This window comes from Mycobacterium uberis, assembly GCF_003408705.1.
Lineage (GTDB): Bacteria > Actinomycetota > Actinomycetes > Mycobacteriales > Mycobacteriaceae > Mycobacterium > Mycobacterium uberis.
Genome location: NZ_QAYL01000006.1, coordinates 256,813 through 277,579, shown reverse-complemented (window position 1 = coordinate 277,579; position 20,767 = coordinate 256,813). Strand labels below are relative to the sequence as shown.

Below are 20,767 nucleotides of genomic sequence, written 5' to 3'. Positions count from 1 at the left end.
GCGGCTATATCGTCAAAGCGAAGTTGGGGTTAACGCCATAGAGCGCTAACGCGGAGGACAAAACAACAACCTGCACCGACACCAAAGAGAAACGCATCGATCGCCCGACGGCGTCGCCAACGCCAACGGGCCCACCACCGACATAGTACCCATAGTAGCAATGCGTGATCATCACGACCGCCGTGATGATGATGACCTCCAAAAACGACCAAAAAACGTCATCGGGACGATGGAAGGTCCGGAAGTAGTGCTCATAGGTGCCATTTGACTGCCCATAGAGCACTGTCGTGGTAATCTGCGGAGACAGGAACGACATGGTCATCGCCAACGCATAAAGTGGAATGATGACGACCAGCCCGGCTAGGATCCGAGTGGTCGCCAGGAACGAGATCGACTTTATCCCCATCACTTCCAGGGCATCAATCTCTTCGCTGATCCGCATTGCCCCCAGTTCGGCGGTGGCACCGGCGCCGACGGTGGCCGCCATGGCGATACCGGTGACAACGGGAGCAGCGATGCGCACGTTAATCAGGGCGGCAAAAAAGCCGGTAAACACCTCGACACCGATGTTCCCCAGCGACGCAAAGCCCTGGATAGCGACCAAAGAGCTACCAGAGAGTGTAACGAACCCGACTATCGCAGCGGTGCCACCAACGACCGCCATGGCACCGGTGCCCATACCGATCTGGGCAATCAGGCGCAGTGTCTCCTTGCGATAGCGGCTCAGCGCATTAGGGATATTCCCGAGGGCAACAAGACCAAACCAGCTCATCTGGCCAATGTCGTCGATTCCGCGTGCTGCGGCTCCACCATAACGATTCAGATTAGCAACGGCCCGCGGGAAGCGAGCACGCAAGACAGCAACAGTCGACATGTCAGCGTCCTGTTCCGAATCGCACGCCGATGGTAGTCAGCACCACGTTTACCGCGTACAACGCGACCACGCAAAGCACCACGGTCTCATTGACGGCGGTACCCAGCCCTTTGGAACCACCATGTACAGTCAGGCCACGATAACAGCCGACCAAGCCAGCGATGAGTCCGAACGTCGCAGCTTTGACAGTGGCGATCACCACCTCGGGCAAGCCGGTAATAGTGGTCAAGGTGGCTAGATAGGCACCTCCTGACACATTCTGCAGGTAAACCCCGAAAAGGTAGCCACCTACCAGGCCCACGGTGATGACCAAGCCGTTGAGTAGCGTGGCGACCAGCGTCGCAGCAACGACCCGAGGCACGACTAGCCGATGGATGGGGTCGATGCCAAGCACCTCCATCGCATCGATCTCCTCGCGGATGGTGCGTGCGCCCAGGTCCGCACATATGGCCGTTGATCCGGCACCGGCCACCACCAACACCGTGGTCAACGGGCCGAGCTGGGTGACTGCCCCGATCGCCGCACCCGCGCCAGATAGGTCAGCGGCACCGAACTGCGACAACAAAACGTTGAGAGTGAAGATCAACAACACGGTCAGCGGAATCGAAACCATGACGGTCGGCAAAAATGCCACCCGCATGATGAACCAACACTGCAATATGAACTCACGCCATTGGAATGGCCACCGGAACAACGCCTTTCCGGTTAGCGTGAACATCCGGAAGAACCCGCCAACAAGAGTCAGCGGCGTCTGAAGTTGGTCACGAGCGTACCCGATCAGGCTCGGGCGCGTCTCCGTCGTCACCGCTGCCCCCTTAATGCTGAAACCACGGACGTCGCTACGCGGCGGCAGATTGTGTGGCACGCCGCCTCCTTAAGTTTCGAACCGTACTTCACTTGCTCCGACCGTAACTTCAGTAACCATCGGCTACCCACCCTGCGGGTGGTAACGGAGACCACAAGAATGTACCCGATGGTCACCCGCATGCGCATCGCATCGGCCCAATTGACCTCATCGTCAACGCCCAGCAACCACTTTCGACTATATCAGCAGTCCCCTTCAATGATCGAACATCTTGATACAGAATGACTTTCGTAATTCTTCTAGGTTACGAAAACAGGATCGCAGTTCACTTTTGAGCCCCTTCTCAGCCGGGTTACGAGGCAGCCTGTCGACGACCTGAAGCACTGCGGGATGCTTGAAAGTGCGCGAGCCGATCGACCAGTAATTCAGTTAGTTCTTCAAGCCGCAAATGCTTATTCGTCCCAACCGCGATCGGCACTCCGCCTTACTCGACGATGTCAAAATGGTTTGGAGTCAAAATGGTTTGGAGAGAACATTCTCCACCTCGGCGCAGTAAATGTTCTCACCACCAGCGATGATCCTGTCTTTCTCGCTGTCTACTACCCAGAAGTAATTATCCTGAATCCATTCGAACGAGGTCCCCGGAATGAAACTAGCCGCCAGCAAACGCCTCCGAGGTAGCCGCTGGGTTGTTCCAATAACCGCTAATCAATATTTAGTGCCCGATAGAAGACGATTTCCCATACCTCACCGACCGCCACGTCGTGCATGTTATCGTCAACCACCTAAGCGACGACCGCCGAAGTTGCCTTGCCTGCCGACCGATGCCTACAGATCACGTTGCCGCTAAGTAGCATGTACGTAACCTAGGACGTCTCGGCCGTGCCGAATATCGCCAGTGCCTGGGTTCCGGATACAATCACCGACATTTGCCACAGTAGCACATCTGATGCAGGAGTAGCTCTTCAGGAAATGGCCTGTAGCTGCAGATTATGTGGCTCGGCTTGCTGCTCGGCACACATCGCCTGCCATTGCACTGGAACTAGAAAAAATGCTGGCTACCTTCTCGTCGCTAGCACATCGAGCAGCTGGCCAGGAACAAACGCACCGAGTGGATAGATCACCGTGGGAACGCCAAATAGCATGCCCGTCAGCATGCTGCCAATGTTGGCGATGTGAAACAACAGGACACCGAATTAAACCAATATCGCTTATGATATCGATATTGGCGCCACTGATGTAGAGAGATATCATCGTCTGGCCGACTAGGTTTGGTTTACGTCAGCACTGCCCTTGGGATTGCCCGGGATATCCGTATTATACACGATCAGAGCCAGTGAGTCGTTCGCGATGTCTACCGGTTCAGGTACATCACTGAGCTCGTTGATGTACCTTGCATAACTGGATACGTGAACGTCCGAGGAGCCGCCGGCGATGACGATTGTGCCCGGCATCGGTTGGATGTCACGGACCCCGGTGGCTACTGGCGCCACAGCACGGCTTCGGTGACTATCACCCGTGTCTTGCAGTCTTCGAGTAAGGTAGCAACTTCGGCCGGAGTAAGCCGGAAGTTCACCAGGACCACAATCGCTCCAAGCATGTTGGCGGCTAACACAGACTCGACGAACTCAGGACGGTTAAACATCAGGACCATCACCCGGTCCCCGCAGTCGACTCCCCGATGACTTAACGCACCGACCAGGGCAGCGGAGCTACATTATAAATTATAAATTGGGTTATGTTGCCCTGTCACCAAGCAACCTTCAGCGTCACCCCCTGCTGTTGCATTAATGTTTATGCCACTCGAGCTGGTTAACACAGCTATGCCACCGAGTGAAATAGGCCTGATCAGTGGCCGGTCTGAGGTAGTTGGCAAGTTCAAGTTGCGTGGTGAACCAAATAATTCAACCTTCCGCTCGTGTATCGCTACGTGGCAGTTGATATCCAATCAAGAAATTGTGTTGCGCATAACACAATAGTCTCGGTGGTCTCATCACAAGCCTCTGTCACATTCCACCCGGGCCAGCCCAGCCGCCGAAAGTTTTGACGGGCTACGTGAAAGTATTCTTAACGGCGCAGCCGCGTAACCAACCACCAGTACCCCGAGCACAGTTGTCCAACAAGTTCGCGAGCCACTTGCGGGCGTCATGTCCGGGGATCTGCGTCTGAGCCACATCGCGGTCACATCATCCTGCCATTGACCCGACAGAACACCGACGACGTTTCTGGCTACGGCAATGATCACACGGAACTGGCCGTCGCGTGGACCAGTCGCATCACCGACATCTCATCCACTCCTACGGCCACACCAGTCTGCTGCTGGAATTTTCGGGCGAGCCAGCGAGCCGCTGAAACCCCTGGGTGGCAGCCAACTGTTCTGCGCGCAACTTGAGGTTCTCGGCGAGGTGGTCGAGCACGTTGTTAAGGAGCGACTTGACCATCGGGACGGGCACCGGCGTGCTGGGCTCGATATCGATATCCACCGTCAACAAGCTGCCCCCCCCAATCTCCACTACACTAAGCAATTGCTCCTGCTTGGTAAAGAGATCACCTTGCTGCATGACGGTTTGGATCTGATTCACGCCCGGGTAATACACAGCCTGGATATAAGTACCTTCCAAGCCTTGAATCTCGGTGTCGAGACGTAGTTGGCTGGGACGCCCGTCATCATAGTGGTCGAGCACCCAAACGCCCCTGACCCCTTCATTCCACTGAGGGTAGGCCTCGAAGTCGACGACGATAGCCATGATCGACGTGGCGTCGGCACTTACCTCGATGGTCTTGCTCACAACTGGCATTCGCGGAGCATAACCATAACGGGGTACGCGGCTGGCACCCCGATGACAGCCTAAGTTGTGGTCGATACGAAAGCGACCTCCTCGGAGGCCATCTCAGTCACGATCCGGCGCATCGGATCTATTGGTTAACGCAAGCCGCAACCAGCAATGACCATATTGCGTCCGGAATAGGGACCGGTTCACGACCGGTTCGATCGACATAGACGTGCACCCAGTGCTCCAACACGATGATAGGCTGCGCTTGCATAGGTATAGATGTAGTCATTCCGTCGAGAGCAGCCCGGAACACGTTGAGCAGGTCGGTGACGTTCCTCTGTGCCAGTAGGGCAACCTACCGGTCAACCACTAGACTTTCCGGGAAACGCAGTTCAGCGAAGTAGCGACAGCCTGACTCGGCGACGACGCCCAGCAAAAGTGTAGTGCTCGGGTCAACCTCGGTACCTGGCGTTTATCCACGCTTTGATCACGGAGTCGAACACCTGGTAGTAGACGCCGTTATAGAGGTAACCTAACACGTCGTTGTTGGCCCACTGGATGGGCACCGGGAATTTCACCACTCTTGAGAACGTTCGGTGCCGAAGGAACCCAAGACATGGACATATTCCAACACGTTCCGACGTCGACATGAAGTCAGTCCAGCCAATGCTGGCCGCCAGCTATCCGGTTGATCACTTCGGTAACAAACGTCAGCTCAGGAATATACGAGGTCGTCGTATCTGCGGGTGCGGAGTTGATCATCAGCACAAATCCTTTGCTGCCAGTCTTGCTTGCCAGGAAAGATCAGATAACCTGGGTTAAATTCGGGGTTTTCGATGGGCTGATCGTCGGGCATGTGCTTCATGAACGTCACGTCCAGATTTATGCCAAAACCCAAATCCCATCGTGCAGTACACGCGACAGCACCCGCTTCGGCTGTGGGCAGCACCGACCCATCGGGAAAACAGGGTACCGCAAGCTTGCCGACGAATGCGGTACCGAACGGAACAGCGAAGCTACTGTTGCGTAATTCCACGATCTCGTGCAACACATACTCATCGGTAATCTGTTCAAACGGCCGCCAGTTGTTCTGTTGATCGATCGCTGCCTGCAAGATCATGTAGCCACTCGGCGCATAGGACCACAGCGTTTCTGGTTCAGCGACTACCGTGATAAGCGGGGTGATGGCCGACCGTTAAATTCCTGGGCGAGGGTCGACAAGACTTGACCGGAAGTGAACCCCGAGGAGTAATAAAGATTATGATAGGGGCGATCCCCACCATGTGGGGTAGCAGCCTTTGCGTGGTTACTGGCTGTGGATACGGATTTGGCAGCGTTCACGTGCTGCCATCGGAGATATTGGATCTACATAACCGGTGTACTCAGCGACAGACCCATGATCAACGAATGACTCGAGGATCACGATAACGGCGATCGGCTTTCTCACCGAGGTAACTTGAAACGCCTTGTCGATGCCTGCTTCCCTTCCGGTGCATACATCAACCAAACCGAAACCCGTCACTCACTCAACGCAACTGCTCTATACGACTACGATCGACCCCCTAGGAATCCAATGGTTGTGTATCTTGCCTTTGATCCATGGTAACTAAATGCATAAAAATTTCAGATGCACTAGCTGCTAAATACGTCCTAACAGTGGAACCAACCACCACACTAAGCAATGCAATCACTGCTAAAGTGGCCACTCCTTTCACCAGTCCGCTCACGACAGCCCACACTTAGCGCGCTATAGCTCAAAGCACTATGCCTAGCAACGGCTGGGCGTTGTTTTACCTAAACGCACTGTCGTTGCCCATCGTTTCGCGCTGTCTGATCGCAATCGGTTGGCCGCAAGCTCCCAGTGGAGGTTACCGGCTGCTAATTGTGTGTCACGCCATTCACCGTGGAACATTTGAGGAGACGACAGCTGGTGCTGACCTTTTCGCATTACCACGTGTGCCCGCGAAAGGACTCTATGCCAGCGTCGTTACCTCCACGTCCGGCTCAGTTGCGATGACGGTATCGACTACAAAGATGAAAAATCTACCAAAACTGTTGTGGTTTATAATTCTTTGGGAAACAGTTCAGGATGCAACACCAATCAAGCTCTCGGACAAGACGTTTACACGAATGAAGATTACCAGCCGGTTGACGTGTCGATTAAGTCGGCGGCGGAGCAGTCGTCCTCGCGCTGACCGGGGTGTCGCTCGGAACCTCGCCGTCGCGTAAGAATCCAGACCAACCACCCCTTGATCTGATTAACCAGCAACGAGCGTAAGCGCAACCCCCTTGTACTCCCTCTCCACCAGAACCCCCAACTGCAGGCCACTGACCGGCACGCGCACGACCTTGCAACCAACGGCTGGCGCGACAAGCATATAGGCCGCGATGGGTTGACTCCCTTGCAACGTATGGACGCGACAAGTTACCGTTGGACGGCTGCAACCGAGAACCAAGCGCAGAATTACCCGGACCAGGCGGTCACACGCTCAAATGCATACACACCGACACAGAGAACGGTAAGCGTCTCGGACAACGACGGAATGAATGTGGTCGGCATGTTCGCTGCGCCTAGCTGAACAATACCCCAAGTTGACAGACACCCACACTGATGAAAACCCGAAAGTACGGGAAGTCTCAGGACAAGACAGTAGTGGATAGAAAAACACAACCGCTGCTGATCACTCACCGTAGTTAGGGCATTTTAGTTTGAATGCGTGCGTGACGATCGGGCGGGATAGGTATTTCGTCATACCATCATCGGCCGAACTCTGAGTGTAAGTTGGTAAGATCGATGTGGTCCTCAACATGTCCATCAAATCCCCGAGGTGGCGTGCATCGTTTGCCCGATCGCTACGCGGGCCAAACATCCTGAACGTGGATAATACCCGCCCCATCCAATCGGCCTCGCCCTTCGGCGTCCGTCCCCACCCGGATCGCCACGCCCCCATCGACTGCCTCGGCCATCAGTCTTGCGGGTGGGTGTTCATGAGCAGCATACATGCCTGGCGTTCTATGTATTCGAGGTGAACGTATTGGAGCCGTTGACAATCTGACGGTAATTGTTGCATTCTGCTTAGAATTTGCAGATAGCTATATCATTGCCGCCGTCGGGCTCAATGTAGCCCAGACCTAGCTGGATGCGCCCGGACAGAACTCCCAGTGAACCCTGGCTGGTGAGCTCCACGGATGCGAACTGCTGCACTAACCGAACGACGACTGACGTGGGCTCCATTTGGTATGTGGTCATATGAGCTCGCGCAATTTCCAGCTCAAAGATTCGTCGACGGACCGAACTGAACCCATCGTAGGTGTCGAGCTTGAAGTCCGCGGCCAGATACCTTGCTGCATCCAGCGCCAAGTGTACTTTCACATCAAAGCTTTCGCTGGACGCTCGATCATGCCGGCGCACTTAATCGATGACATACGCAACCACGAAAGAGCACGTTTGATCACTAAAAGCTGCGTCGTCGGTTGAGAGAACCACCACCAAGAAGTTCATCTAGACCGCGTCCATGACAAGGATGCGGAATCGCTCGATAGCGTCGAGCGATTCCGCCACGCTGTCCCCAGTTAAGCTAACATGTACCCAGCTCACCCCCAAGGCCGCCAGCTTTTCTAGTCCAAAGAGGTAAACGTCAGCTTTGAAGCCAACGCCGGCAGGGTTGCCACCGTCCAACTTGCTAAATGCCAAGTCAATTGCCTACCAGTCCCGGCCCACCGCATCGCGGTGACATCGCAATACTGTACGTAAGAATGGCCGTGCATCAGATGGGTGATAGCAAAGTGCATCTCTACCTCTCAGCAGTTAGAAACGTGACCAGGAGTCGATTTCGGCGTCGCTGGTACGCAGCGACCAGATCAACGATTCCTGAACAAAGAAGACCAGCAGCGCACCTTCTTGCACGTGTACAGTTCCGCTAACGCACGCTCTCCCAGCACCAACCCGGGTACTCTCGTAGGTGTAGAGCATTGAGCCTCGCCAACGCACAGGTTTGTGGAAGACGATCCAGATCATCATTGGTACTGCGAATACGGTGAGATGCGCCTGCCTGATGTCGATGCCGCGGTCCGCACGCATGGTTGTAGCGATCCCCAGGTGGCCAGTGAAGTACGAGACGAGCACCTTGACCAAATCGTCACGGATAGCAATGGAGTCGTAATGCACCCACGCAGACAGCTCTAACAGCCTAACTTCGTCGGAGCTGCTGACGTTGACGAGTCGGAGCTCTCGACCGGGCATTGGTATTTCTGTACGGTGAGCCGGCCTAACCCGTCGGCCTACACGCCAAACACTTTGGACAAGCCGACGACCGATCACTGGGTTTTACTTATATCTGTGGTCAAATCTACACTCTAAATCTTATTTAGATCATAGTTGCCGCTTCGCGAAAGCAACTCACGGCACAAAGTGATACTGTAGCCAGATTCTGTAAATTGAGCGTCTCTACTCAGAGAGTGTCGGTACAGCATGGCTGTGCGGCTGCCGGCACACCGCTGGTGAGATACTGACGATGGAATTGTCACTGGGTGACCGCAAGGCCGTGACAACCGGCGTGAGCCACTACGCGTAGGCGACCATAACAGGCCACGCATCGTATCCAGCATGCTCCGAAAATAGATTGAAAGTCTTTTTAGCGCTGCTCTTCCGCACCTTACCCGCGATCCGTCGATGAGGTGGCGGACCGATCCGAGCTCGTACAGACGTACGTATACAACTTCTCGATACTGGTGGCAACCGAACCATCGACTTCTTGGCCGAACTCAACCAAACGATCAATACTGACGAATCTATCAAAACTGTCTTTACATAAAGCATCCTAACCTGGGCGTTGTGATCTCAGTATAGCTGGTAATAGTTTTCAAGTTATTCAATCTCCGGAGTTGCGTATTCCCAACACGCTGTCGCTTACCAGCACCGTTCTCCGATTCTTGTTGTTGTAAACCCACGACGATGACACGATCAATAAAAACGCTTACTAAAAGGCGTTCGTGTCCGTGTTGGCTTTATTGGCGATAATCTTAGTGTGATCTGCAACAATCTACAGTCAATCGAAATACGCTGGGGGCCAGCGCCATCTTTATGTCGTCACACTCACTATGCAGCTCATCCGACAAGTCCGGCCACGCATCGACGATAGCCTATATCCGGGCAGCTCCTGGGCCAACAGGCAACCTGCGGACATTTACCTCTAATGATCGCAACGCGAAGCTAGGAAACATTCTTCTTATGCCCTATCTATACTACTACTACTGTCACCGGCGCCTAGACTGACGGTACCGGTATCGTCAGCACGAAGAGTTTTGATTTGCTGGCCTCGGTGCTCGAATATAGCTCCTCACCATATGACAGCGCTGTTTAACATCACCAGACCTCCACCAATGACCAAACCTAGTGGTAGTCCACCGCCACATGTAGCTGCCTCGCCGCATAAGTCGACACCTCGTCAGCACTCGAGGGCACAACAGTGGCCACTGTTTTCTGCCGCAACACTGACAGTGACCAGGCGATCATCGATCCCGGGCAGCGCGCCAGCCGCTTTCGCCAACGCCTCTAGATCTGTGACTAAAAAGCCTACCGACTCCACTTAATCCTAAACAACCCTGGATAAATGCCACAGTATAGCTAACTACCGTTCATGTACACTGTTAGCATCGTCGACGTTGGCGGTAAACGCAGCGGCCGACCAATACTCACAATTATGACGAGCGCAATCGAGGTCAAAACTCACTCAAGCCGGCCAGGGTATTACCCACATACTTTAAATTAAGAAGAAAATAGGCGTGTTGATTCAATAACGATGCGTGCGTAGTGCTGCTTGTCGCCTCGACTGTAGAACGCGCAGGTACGACATGACTGTGCAGTGAGGCAAGCTAGAAATGATGTTGCTACAGTTCGGTGAGCTGGTCATCGACGACACGGAGGACTCTCACATAGGCAACAACGGACGTACTATGGGGGCTCGCCATCTTGAATGAGATCGCCAGCAACTGTAGCGTTTCTAATCGTCGGCGTAAACAGTGATATTGGCGGCAAGTTCAACATCAAGCCTGCCGCAATTCAACGTAAAATCCAGACCCTCACCCCGAGCTACTCATGATCACCACCAGCAAGACCACACCAAAAAGACTAAAGCTCCAGTCAAGCCCACCCCTACACATGCATCCATAAACGAGCCAACAAATCAAACTTCGCGCGCATCATGAAATGGTAACAGGATAGGTCCGTGGCGCTTGAAGCTGCCGTGCTAGATTAACACCAGCATCGTAGTGCTGTGACACTTTGCCGTGCTCGGTAAAGATTGTGAGCGAATAATCCAGGCTGTTACTTACCGAGTCGTTACTTGGAGGCGGACGAATGATCCAATAGTTCCACAGTTCCCTAAAATACTTTGTAAAAGCCCGGATAATAAACTTGACGGCCCAAGCGATGAACCTGACAAAGATTAGTACCTCGCCGCCACTGTCGAGGTACTTCGGTCACGATGGTAAAATTGAGCCTAGTCAATCAGAAATGGCTGCCTAAACCAGAGTATCCCGCCCTACCGCTGTACCATTGATTCGCATCCAAAGACAAGTTATTCTTGGCATTCAACTCACTATGAGCAACAGTTCTTTGAAAGCGGTTTGGACAAGGAAACCGCGGGGCTTAAAAGTGTTCCGACAGGCTAGAAACCGCATTGCAGTTCATCGTTGAGTACAGATACCCGTACCCGGGGTACACATGATCGATGTTGAGCCCGAGCACGTGATCGCACAAGCCTCCCGGGTCATCCCGCAAATGTGGGAAGAACTCCAACTCCTCTTGCCCGGACCCAAACTCCGCGTTAAAAACGACGACGGTAACCCGGATCGCGATATCGCACTATATAGGCCGAAGCAATGACGTGGATTAATTCCTGACGCAGCTACGTCACGCGGTCGACATCAAGGGCTCCGGAATGATCAGTCGAACAGCACTGCGGCGTTGAGGTATCCGGTCGGATCCAACGCCGCTTTGATCGCCCGCATTGCGGCGATATCGGCGGGTTCCCGTGACATCCCGAGATAAGCACGCTTGCAACTGCCGACGCCGTGTTCCGAGCTGATATTGCCTCCAACTTGCGCGATGAGGTCCATAATCGCCACGTACAACTCCTTCTCCCGGTCGAGTGGACAGCGTAAAACGTTGAGGTGCAAGCTACCCTCACCGATGTGGCCGAATAACAACGGCAGTGCCGCCTGAACACCCGAGACGTGCGCGTGGATCAGAGCTGCTGCTTCCGTTGCGAATCCGCTTATCGCCGATAAAGGCAGTGAAATGTCGAATTTCAACGGCGATCCATACACCCCGAGCACATCTGTCAGCGATTCGCGCACGCGCCACAACCGCTGTTGTGCCGCAACATCCACACCCACCGCAGGATCGTCGCACATCCGCGCGCCCATGAGCAGATCGGCGAGTTGACCGGACTGATCGTAGTCGGCTGCCAGTTCGACCAGCAGCAGCCAATCGCCCTCAACCGGGGCGCTCACCCCGAGGTACTGACGGGTCAGCGCACAGGCTCGGCCATCGATCAATTCCAGTGCGGCGATCCCGTCCAAATCCCTAAACGTCCGCCCTGCGTCCACCAGCGCCTCGAGGTTGGCGAACCCGCAGACCGCCGTCACCCGGTACGACGGAGTCGGGTGGAGCCGCAGATCCAGCGCAGTGATGACACCGAGGGTGCCTTCGGCGCCGATAAACAAGGCTGGCAAGTCGTAGCCAGTGTTGTCGCGGTGCACCAGGCTGTGGCGACGCAGCAGCGAACCGTCAGGTAGCGCCACCTCAAGTCCGACGACTTGCTCACCCATGCTGCCGTAACGAACAGTACGTAGACCGCCGGCGTTCGTTGAGGCCATGCCACCAATGGTCGCAGTGTCGCGTGCGACTAGGTCCACACCGAACATCAAACCCGCTGCAGTCGCGGCACTTTGGGCCACAGTCAACGTGCATCCGGCACCGACCTGGAGGCGACGCTCAACGGTGTCGACATCACTGATAGCCCGTAGCCGTTCAGTAGACAACAGTACGTCGTTGTGCTCGGGGACAGTGCCGGCCACCAGCGAGGTCCGGCCACCTTGAACGGTGACGTGAACCCCAGCATCGCGACAGATCCGCAGCACCTCAGTCACCTGCTCGGCCATACCCGGCCGCACCAACGCCCTTGCCTGGCCCCGACACCGACCGGTGTGGTCCACGCTGTGGGCAGCCAGTACATCGGGGTCCGTGATTACGTGGCTCGATCCCACGATGCTCTTCAGAGGCCTAAGGCTGCGCAGCATGCTCGCGGTTATAGCACCCTCAGGCTATCGCGCCCTCGCCGCCCAGATTCTTGGGTCAAGCAGCACATACCACCGGTACAGGCTCGTCAGGTTGTACAAATGTTTGTCCGATACGTCGGTCACTCGTCCACCGTCAATAACTAACTCGCTATCAGTCGCGTAGGGCTACTCGTCGTTGGTGGACAAACTCAACGAAGCTTACGTGAAACACCGGACTGCCCAGTATCATCACTTTAATTTTCTCGTAATACCGAGTATCCACAATAGCGGATAGGACTTTCTTGACCGGGAAAGGTCCCGGTTGTCAGGAAGGAAGCAGGACATTGCATACATCACCACCCCGCAGATATTGACGTCGTCCACAGCAAATCTAGAAAAATGTCAGATCAGCAATCAACGCGGCAGACGTAGACGCGACACAGGCAACAATTCGCACTATACCCTTACACAGGACCTCCAATCGCCGATGTTTTCCAGCCGGATCTATGAGTGCTCGTCGACTTGGACTACGCTAGCTACGGACCCCAGTGGCCACTATACCGACATCCCCACGCCAGTAGGGCTGTTCTCTAGCCTCTAACCTGGTCGCTGTCGTCTAAATTATCTGGCCTTAGGGAGGGTTTTGCAAAGACCTTACGACACTGCGGTCGAAATTGGGGTGAAAGCGGGGTTCTGAGGGCCTGAGTAGTTCTCTGACACCTACTCATGGTTTCCGTCGATCAACCCAAGACTGAATTTCTACTTCGGTCAGCTGCAGATGACGGCACTATCACCGCTGAATGGTAGTCTAGGGGATATCTTACATCTCGTTCCGCCAATCTTGAACTTATTGTCCCTAGCGGAGACTGGTTGCGTATCGATTCATCGCGGATCAGTCCGCGTAGCAGCGCGGTGCTGAATTCAGCTGCGATTTCTTTGGCCGTGCGGCGTCCGCTCGGCCGTAATCAGCGATAGCTACCCGACGTTATCCCGATATAGCCCAATGCCACCGCGTACGAACCGCACTCATAAAACTCGCCGCTGGCAATGCCGCGGTCGATCAGGCCGTGCACGTACCAGTATACCGGCGCTTCCTTTTCGCGGACCTCGGCGACTTGTTCGGCGGTGAACCATTCGGTGATGTACGGCTGTTCCTGGAAGTACACAGCCGCCCGCTCCGGCTCGCTCGCGATCCCGGTGAGCATTCGAACAGTGTACTGGTAAAGCGCTTCGCGGGCCGTCCAGGATGGATCGTCGTGTACGGCTGCAAGCGTGCCTTCGGCAGCCTGGCGGTAAATATAGAAAAGAATCAGCGACTTACTGGCGTAGTAGTGTTACACTGTCGCCTTATTCAGCCCGATCACATCGGCGACATCGTCCATACGGGTCCCATGGTAACCACGAGCCGCAAATAGCTTTAGTGGCAACGGCCAACAACTCCTCGCGGCGGCTCAGCCCCGTGGCCTGGCTGTCTGGTGCCATCTGTACTCACTATCGTAACTCTATCGTCGTTGCCGGCGGGTCACACTTAGCCCGACTAAAGCCACTACCAATCAACTAGTTGGACAGTTTTTAGGCAAGAGGCCGCTGCCTGTCGTGCCCACGCGGAATGGATTAGACTCCTGAGCGAACTAGTCGCGAATCGAGAGGCAGTGTAATGGACCCAAGTCCTGATTACGATATGAGCGATGAAATCGAATATTTTTTCAGGTACATAACCTGGGGCTTCCGCGGGGTTACCGATGGTAACGGATGTCCACCGCCTGTCTATCCGCCCATCTAGAACGTTACGACACCACAGCCTCCTAACAGCTACAGCGCCTTCAGTTCCTCAGCGACCTCAGTCACCGACTTTTTGGCATCACCGAACAACATGGTGGTACCATCTGCATAAAACAGTGGGTTGTCAATACCGGCAAATCCGGAGTTCATCGACCGCTTGAGCACGATCACCGATTTCGCCCTATCCACATTGAGGATCGGCATACCGTAGATCGGGCTGGATGTCTCATTGCGTGCCGCTGGGTTGGTAACATCATTGGCGCCGATGACGATCGCGACATCGGTGCGGGCGAACTCACCGTTGATGTCGTCCATGTCCTTCATGGCGTCGTAATCGACCTCCGCCTCGGCCAGCAGCACATTCATGTGTCCGGGCATCCGACCAGCAACCGGATGTATCGCGTATTTCACCGGCACGCCTTTGTCCTCCAGCAAGGACGCCATGCCCTTGACAGCGTGTTGGGCCTGCGCGACCGCCAGGCCGTAACCCGGCACCACGATCACCTGGTTGGCGTATGCCATCTGGATCGCCGCATCAGCAGCCGAAGTGGATTTGACATGCTTGTCGCCGCCGCTGTCACCGCTGGATACCATGCCGACGCCACCGAAACCACCTGCGACGATCGCAGGAATGGAACGATTCATCGCCTTGGCCATGAGGTTGGTCAGAATCGAGCCGGAAGCGCCGACTAGCATGCCGGCCACAATCATTGCGGTATTGTTCAGCGCAAGACCGGCCGCCGCGGCCGACAGGCCGGTCATCGCGTTCAGCATTGAGATAACTACTGGCATATCGGCGCCGCCGATCGGCAGCACCACTATCAAGCCTAATAGGCCGGCGGCGACCAGCAGCCCGATCATCCACCATAACGACGCCCCGCTGAATCCGGGTTGCGCGTCCAGGCCAATGACCACCGCGGCGCCGATAGCCCCGACCAACAACAGTAGGTTGACCGGCTGTTGGACCTTGCCGAAGCCGATCGGTGCTCCAGAGATGATCTCCTGCAATTTGCCGAACGCGATGATTGACCCCCAGAACGAGATCGACCCGATAATTACGGCGAACAACGACGCCACCACGATGGGTACGGTCGGCGACTCGTGGTGCTGGAACGCCGAAAAGCCTTTGGTATCAATGAACTCCGACAGCGCAATAAGCGCGACGGTCCCACCGCCAACGCCGTTAAAGAACGCCACCAGCTGGGGCATCGCGGTCATCTTGGTGTAGCGGGCCGGCGGTACGCCGAGCACCAAACCAACGACCAGACCAGCAAGAATCAGAACCCACTGGTCAGTGTGCCGGATCTTAACCAACGTCGCTCCGACGGCGATGGCCATGCCGACCACGGCGATCAGGTTGCCACGCACCGCGGTCTTGGGCCCGGTCAGACCCATCAAGCCGTAAATGAACAGTGTAAACGCGAGAATGTAGAGGCTGATCACCAAGTAGTTCATTTGGCTGCCAGCTCTCCTGCCTTCTCAGCCTTGACGGCCGAAACCTTTTTCTTACCCTTGAACATACCCAGCATCCGGTCGGTTACGATGAATCCCCCGATCACATTCAGCGTGCCGAATACGACCGCTACGAACAAAATGATCTGCACAGCAAGGGATGGGTGCTCAACCTCTCCAAACACCAATAGCGCACCGAGCACCACGATGCCATGGATAGCGTTGGTGCCCGACATCAACGGGGTATGCAATGTGTTGGGGACTTTCGAGATCACCGCGAACCCGACAAACCCGGATAACACCAGGATCGCCAGGTTGGCCAACAGCTCGTCGTACATCTAGGAGTCCTCTCGATCACGGGTCACACAGGACTCCGCGACGACTTCGTCGTCGAAGTCGGGGACCAGCTTGCCGTCCTTGATTAGTAGGTCCAACAACGCCGTGATGTTCTTGCTGTAGAGCTCGCTGGCGTGCTCTGGTATCGTCGCAGGCAGATTCAGCGGCGCCGCAATGGTGACGTTATGCCGAATCACCGTCTGCCCAGGCTCCGTGAGCTCGCAGTTGCCACCGGTTTCCCCGGCGAGATCCACCACCACGCTGCCGGGCTTCATTCCCTCCACCGCCGCGGCAGTCACCAACCGCGGCGCGGGCTTGCCCGGAACCAGCGCTGTGGTGATCACCACGTCGAATCCGCTGACAGCTTTTTCCAATGCCTTCTGCTGCTGAGTGCGTTCGTCATCGGTGAGCTCACGGGCGTATCCGCCCGCACCGGAAGCGTCGATACCCACATCTAGCCACTGTGCACCCACTGACCGAACTTGATCGGCCACCTCAGGACGGACGTCATAGCCAGTGGTGCGCGCGCCCAGGCGCTTGGCCGTCGCCAGCGCTTGCAGGCCTGCCACCCCGACGCCGAGCACCAGTACAGTGGCCGGCTTAACCGTGCCGGCAGCCGTCGTCAGCATCGGGAAGAACCGGGTCGATTCAGAAGCCGCAAGCAAAACCGCCTTGTACCCGGCTACGTTGGCTTGTGATGATAGCGCATCCATCACTTGTGCCCGCGAGATACGCGGGATGGCCTCAAGCGCGAACGCTTGCACACCGGCTTGCTTCAACGTGCCAATTAAATTATCGGCGTTGCGCGACGCCAAGAAACCGATCAGCGTCTGCCCACGGTGCAGCCGGACGACCTCGGCTGCGGTCGGCGGTGCCACTTTGACGACGACGTCGGTAGCCCACGCATCCCCGATATGAGCGCCGGCCTCCGTGTACAACTCGTCGGGAAGCAACGCGCCTTCGCCCGCGCCGGATTCGACCACTACCGCTAGACCGCTGTTCACCAACGACGCGATCGCCTTGGGCACCAACGCAACGCGCCGCTCTTCGGACCCGGACTCAGCGACCACACCAACCGTCGTCTGCGCTTCTGTCATGATGCTTACATCTGCTTTCCTTATTATTCTTGGTCTTGCTGCCCTGTTGCTGATCGTTAGATCGCCTAGTAGGCTGATTGCTGAGCATACTCAGATACCCTAACCTGATTGCTCAGTTCTGGTTCGCTGCACTACCCAGAATGCATCGTCGCCGAGTCTGACGTCGCTGCCAGATAGGGAATGCTTTTGTCGTGCTCAGACACGGGAGCGCGCTCCGAACTAATAGCACTCGGATTCGGAGATCGGCAAATTGTTAATGTTGTCTCCACGACGCAACATTAAGCCCAACGCCGTGAATTCCCACAATTCGTTACCGTAACTGCGGTACCATTAACCGGTGTAATCACGCCATTCGTACTGGAATTGGATTGCAATGCGATTGTCGTGACAGTCCCACAAAGTCTCGCGTAGCGGATAGTTGGGTTTGCGTTGCCATTTGTGCATCAGAAACGCTATGATCTCCTCCTTGCCCACAATGTTTTTACTGCGGTTCCGCCATTTTGGGTCAAGTGTGTAGCCCAAGCTCACATGGTCCGGGTTGCGGATGTTTCAAGGCATCCTCTGTGGCCTGAACTTTTTGGATCGCGGGTTTCTACGGTGAACGACGGAAACAGCGGTCAAGGCTCAACTCGTAACGTCTATCATGCACGTTCACGAGTCGCGAAGCGCGAATCGTCATCGTCGTTTCAATGTCGCACTAGCAACCGGAAACTAAGTGACACGGGACGTGTCCTATCGTGGCGGACATGGACTTCGCGATGTCGGTCAAGGCCGTCTACTGTCACCAATGGCTATCCGACTTCATGATGGAGTACATCCTCCCGGTCGAGACCAACTACGGCCAATACCACCACGAGGCCGGCCCGCAAAACCAAATGGTGCCGCCAATCATTGAGAAACTGAAGACCAAGGCCAAAGAGCGCGGTCTGTGGAACTTGTTCCTACCTGCGAAATCGGGATTGGCCAACCTGAAATACGCGCAGCTAACCGAGCGTATCGGCGGGAGTCTTGCAATCGGGCCCGAGTCACTCAACTGCGCGAAGCCGGGCACTAGCAACATAGAGATTCTGTACATGCTCGACACCGACGAACACCGTACGAAGTGGTTACAGTCGTTGCTGGACGGCGAGATCCGCAGCACCGTTTCGATATTGCCGGAGACCGCCAACAATGGCATTCACAATACCGAAACCACCATCTCGCGCAACGGCGGCGATTACATCGCCAATGGCCGCAAATGGTGGATGTCCAAGACAACCGACCCACGCTGCCAGATTCTGATTACGATAGGCCGCACCAATCCCGATACAACCGCCCACCACCAGCAATCGATGATCCTAACATCGATGAACAACCACGGAGTGAAAATCATCCGCCTGACGTCGATGCTCGACTGGCAGTATCAGCATGGCCGCTGCGAGTTAGTCTACAACAACGCCCGGGTGCCGACAACCAACCTGCTCGGCGAAGAGGGCAGCGGTTTCGCGATCGCACAAGCCCGGCTCAGGCCCGGCCACATTCACCACTACATGCGTGCGCTGGGTGGAGCCGAACGTGCACTAGTGCTCATGGTAGACCACGTCCGCGATCGAGTGGCGTTCGGCTGTACGCTGACTGATCAGAGTGTCGTTCAGCACCTAGTTGCTAAATCCCACAAAGAAATTGATCAAGTCAGGTTGCTGTGTGAGAAGGCGACGTGGACTATCTACCAGCACGGCAACAAAACGACACAGCACCTGGTAGCGGTGATCAAGGCGGTGGCCCTGCAAGTGACCTGTTACGTGATCAACCACGAAATCCAGGTACACGGAACCGCCGGCGTCAGCGACGATGCCGTGCTGGCCCGGCTCTACACCTGGCATAGCGTGATGCGCTTCTTCTCCGGACTCGACGAAGTGCACATGCGATCAGTTGCTCGCGTCGAACTAGAGCAGTGGACATCTCCGTTTGCTGTGGCAGTCACCTAACATGGCCGAAGTTAGCCGGGAACTACCGGGCGCATGGAACTTTCGTGATGTTTCCGATAGCATAGGAGCACTATTGCGACCCGGGCGGCTGTTTCGCTCCAGCGAGCTGAGCCGGCTCGACGACGACGGCCAAACGACCCTGCACCGGCTGGGGGTCACCGACGTTGCCGACCTGCGCGCTGCGCGGGAAGTCTCCCGTGGTGGGCCGGGACGAGTGCCCAACGGCATTGAGATCCATCTTCTGCCGTTCCCAGACTTAGCCACTCCCAAAACCGGTCATAGCGCCAAAACCGATGACGCAGCATCGAACGAACACACCTTTAAGCAACTCCTAGCCAACGCCGTAGCGGAAGATTCAGACCAATCCATTAATGAGGCCGCTACACGCTACATGACCGACGAATACCGCCAATTCCCAACGCGGAACGGGGCTCAACGCGCGCTGCACCGCGTCATCACACTACTGGCCGCGGGTCGCTCGGTGCTGACGCACTGTTTCGCCGGCAAAGATCGCACCGGCTTCGTTGTCGCCACGGTGTTGGAAACGATTGGTATTGATCACGACAGCATTGTCGCCGATTTCCTGCGCAGTAATGACGCCGCGCCACAGCTACGGATGCGTGTCGCCGAGATGATCCAACAGCACTCTGAGAGAGAACTGGCCCAAGAAGTTATGACGTTCACCGCGGCCCAGTTATCCGACGGGGTTATAGATGTACGTGAGGAGTATCTGGCCGCCGCACGGCAAACGATTGACGATGCTTACGGGTCACTGGACAGCTACCTACGAGACGCGGGTATCACCAAGGCCGACATCGACCAGTTGCACAGGGCGCTGCTGGGCTAAGCAAGCTCTACAAGGGCCATTCGCACTCCTGGAACGCCGAAAAAGGCGTCAGCGCAAACGCCTCACGGACCACATCCAGTCGCTTTGGACTGAGACCAACACAAGACTTCGATGTTGTTTGTGGAGGCAGAACCCCTGATATTCCCTCTCAAGGCCAGCGATCATCACAGTGTTTAACTGCTAATACGTTGTTTGTGGTAAACAGCTGAAATTGAGCTAAGCTACTGAGGATCAACTGCGGGTTCACTTATATTGCGCCTAGCTCAGGATATAGGCGCCTGAGATGACATCGAGCCATGCGCCAGCAAGTCCAGGCCAGCTTTCCGACGACAACCAGGCACTCGTAAACCGGCGTGTCCACCTAAAACATCTGTATAGCCGATAGACCTAAACCACTTCTCTAGCAGCGTTCAACGTGCCATCCACCTGGGCAACCAAGCCACTCCATCTAGCCCGGATCCACACCACTGTCTATGCAAGCAGAGCTAACCTCCGGCGGATCCTTTGCTTAAAACATCTCGTTATTCTTTGTTCCTCGGACGAGTAACGG

Annotated in this window: 12 protein-coding genes and 7 pseudogenes; 4 read left to right on the top strand and 15 right to left on the bottom strand. The window is 55.6% G+C overall.

The window, feature by feature from the left end; all coding sequences use genetic code 11:
• Positions 1–4: 4 nt before the first annotated feature.
• From MUBE_RS05755 to MUBE_RS05705, 9 genes and pseudogenes are all read right to left on the bottom strand, one after another.
• Positions 5–874, bottom strand: coding sequence for an MlaE family ABC transporter permease (locus MUBE_RS05755; protein ID WP_116539792.1), 870 nt, complete (start codon positions 872–874; stop codon positions 5–7).
• A gap of 1 nt (position 875) precedes the next feature.
• On the bottom strand, positions 876–1,592 hold the full coding sequence (locus MUBE_RS05750; protein WP_424399044.1) for an MlaE family ABC transporter permease: 717 nt from the start codon (positions 1,590–1,592) through the stop codon (positions 876–878).
• A 342-nt stretch (positions 1,593–1,934) separates the two neighbouring features.
• Positions 1,935–3,387 (bottom strand): annotated as a pseudogene (locus MUBE_RS19365) (AMP-binding protein); the annotation flags it as partial.
• A 655-nt stretch (positions 3,388–4,042) separates the two neighbouring features.
• A pseudogene (locus MUBE_RS05735) lies at positions 4,043–4,477 on the bottom strand (SRPBCC family protein); the annotation flags it as partial.
• 118 nt (positions 4,478–4,595) lie between these two features.
• Positions 4,596–5,079 (bottom strand): annotated as a pseudogene (locus tag MUBE_RS05730) (acyl-CoA thioesterase).
• An 89-nt stretch (positions 5,080–5,168) separates the two neighbouring features.
• Positions 5,169–5,573, bottom strand: a complete 405-nt coding sequence (locus tag MUBE_RS05725; protein ID WP_116539789.1) for a hypothetical protein — start codon at positions 5,571–5,573, stop codon at positions 5,169–5,171.
• Between the two features lie 1,956 nt (positions 5,574–7,529).
• Positions 7,530–7,826 (bottom strand): hypothetical protein, encoded by a 297-nt coding sequence (locus MUBE_RS05715; protein ID WP_133297060.1) that lies wholly within the window; start codon positions 7,824–7,826, stop codon positions 7,530–7,532.
• A gap of 129 nt (positions 7,827–7,955) precedes the next feature.
• Entirely contained in the window at positions 7,956–8,147 is a 192-nt protein-coding gene (locus tag MUBE_RS05710; protein ID WP_116539786.1) for a hypothetical protein, read from the bottom strand.
• A 114-nt stretch (positions 8,148–8,261) separates the two neighbouring features.
• A pseudogene (locus MUBE_RS05705) lies at positions 8,262–8,699 on the bottom strand (hotdog family protein); the annotation flags it as partial.
• Positions 8,700–10,906: 2,207 nt separating this feature from the next.
• Between MUBE_RS05705 and MUBE_RS17445 the strand changes: the two are divergent.
• A pseudogene (locus MUBE_RS17445) lies at positions 10,907–11,349 on the top strand (TetR/AcrR family transcriptional regulator); the annotation flags it as partial.
• 49 nt (positions 11,350–11,398) lie between these two features.
• On the opposite strand, the gene MUBE_RS05695 reads toward MUBE_RS17445, so the two are convergent.
• Together MUBE_RS05695 and MUBE_RS16300 are read right to left on the bottom strand one after the other, a co-directional pair.
• A complete protein-coding gene (locus tag MUBE_RS05695; protein ID WP_116539784.1) occupies positions 11,399–12,757 on the bottom strand; it encodes an FAD-binding oxidoreductase in 1,359 nt (452 codons plus the stop codon).
• A gap of 830 nt (positions 12,758–13,587) precedes the next feature.
• A pseudogene (locus tag MUBE_RS16300) lies at positions 13,588–14,218 on the bottom strand (TetR/AcrR family transcriptional regulator); the annotation flags it as partial.
• A gap of 175 nt (positions 14,219–14,393) precedes the next feature.
• Between MUBE_RS16300 and MUBE_RS17440 the strand changes: the two are divergent.
• Positions 14,394–14,519: a hypothetical protein gene (locus tag MUBE_RS17440; protein ID WP_116539781.1), complete on the top strand. Its 126-nt coding sequence runs from the start codon at positions 14,394–14,396 to the stop codon at positions 14,517–14,519.
• Between the two features lie 29 nt (positions 14,520–14,548).
• Here MUBE_RS17440 and MUBE_RS05675 read toward each other — a convergent pair whose 3' ends face one another.
• From MUBE_RS05675 to MUBE_RS05660, 4 genes and pseudogenes are all read right to left on the bottom strand, one after another.
• On the bottom strand, positions 14,549–15,973 hold the full coding sequence (locus MUBE_RS05675; protein WP_116539780.1) for an NAD(P)(+) transhydrogenase (Re/Si-specific) subunit beta: 1,425 nt from the start codon (positions 15,971–15,973) through the stop codon (positions 14,549–14,551).
• Positions 15,970–16,308 (bottom strand): NAD(P) transhydrogenase subunit alpha part 2, encoded by a 339-nt coding sequence (locus MUBE_RS05670; RefSeq protein WP_116539779.1) that lies wholly within the window; start codon positions 16,306–16,308, stop codon positions 15,970–15,972. Before MUBE_RS05670 ends, MUBE_RS05675 begins: the two co-directional genes overlap by 4 nt.
• Positions 16,309–17,403, bottom strand: coding sequence for a Re/Si-specific NAD(P)(+) transhydrogenase subunit alpha (locus MUBE_RS05665; RefSeq protein ID WP_116539778.1), 1,095 nt, complete (start codon positions 17,401–17,403; stop codon positions 16,309–16,311).
• A gap of 131 nt (positions 17,404–17,534) precedes the next feature.
• Positions 17,535–18,017: pseudogene (locus MUBE_RS05660) on the bottom strand (DUF1348 family protein).
• A 132-nt stretch (positions 18,018–18,149) separates the two neighbouring features.
• On the opposite strand from MUBE_RS05660, the gene MUBE_RS05655 reads away from it, so the two are divergent.
• Both MUBE_RS05655 and MUBE_RS05650 read left to right on the top strand, forming a co-directional pair.
• The gene (locus tag MUBE_RS05655) at positions 18,150–19,370 is read left to right on the top strand and encodes an acyl-CoA dehydrogenase family protein (RefSeq protein WP_116539819.1); all 1,221 of its coding nucleotides are present in this window, start codon (positions 18,150–18,152) and stop codon (positions 19,368–19,370) included.
• Between the two features lies 1 nt (position 19,371).
• Positions 19,372–20,217, top strand: coding sequence for a tyrosine-protein phosphatase (locus MUBE_RS05650; RefSeq protein ID WP_116539777.1), 846 nt, complete (start codon positions 19,372–19,374; stop codon positions 20,215–20,217).
• Positions 20,218–20,767: the final 550 nt, after the last annotated feature.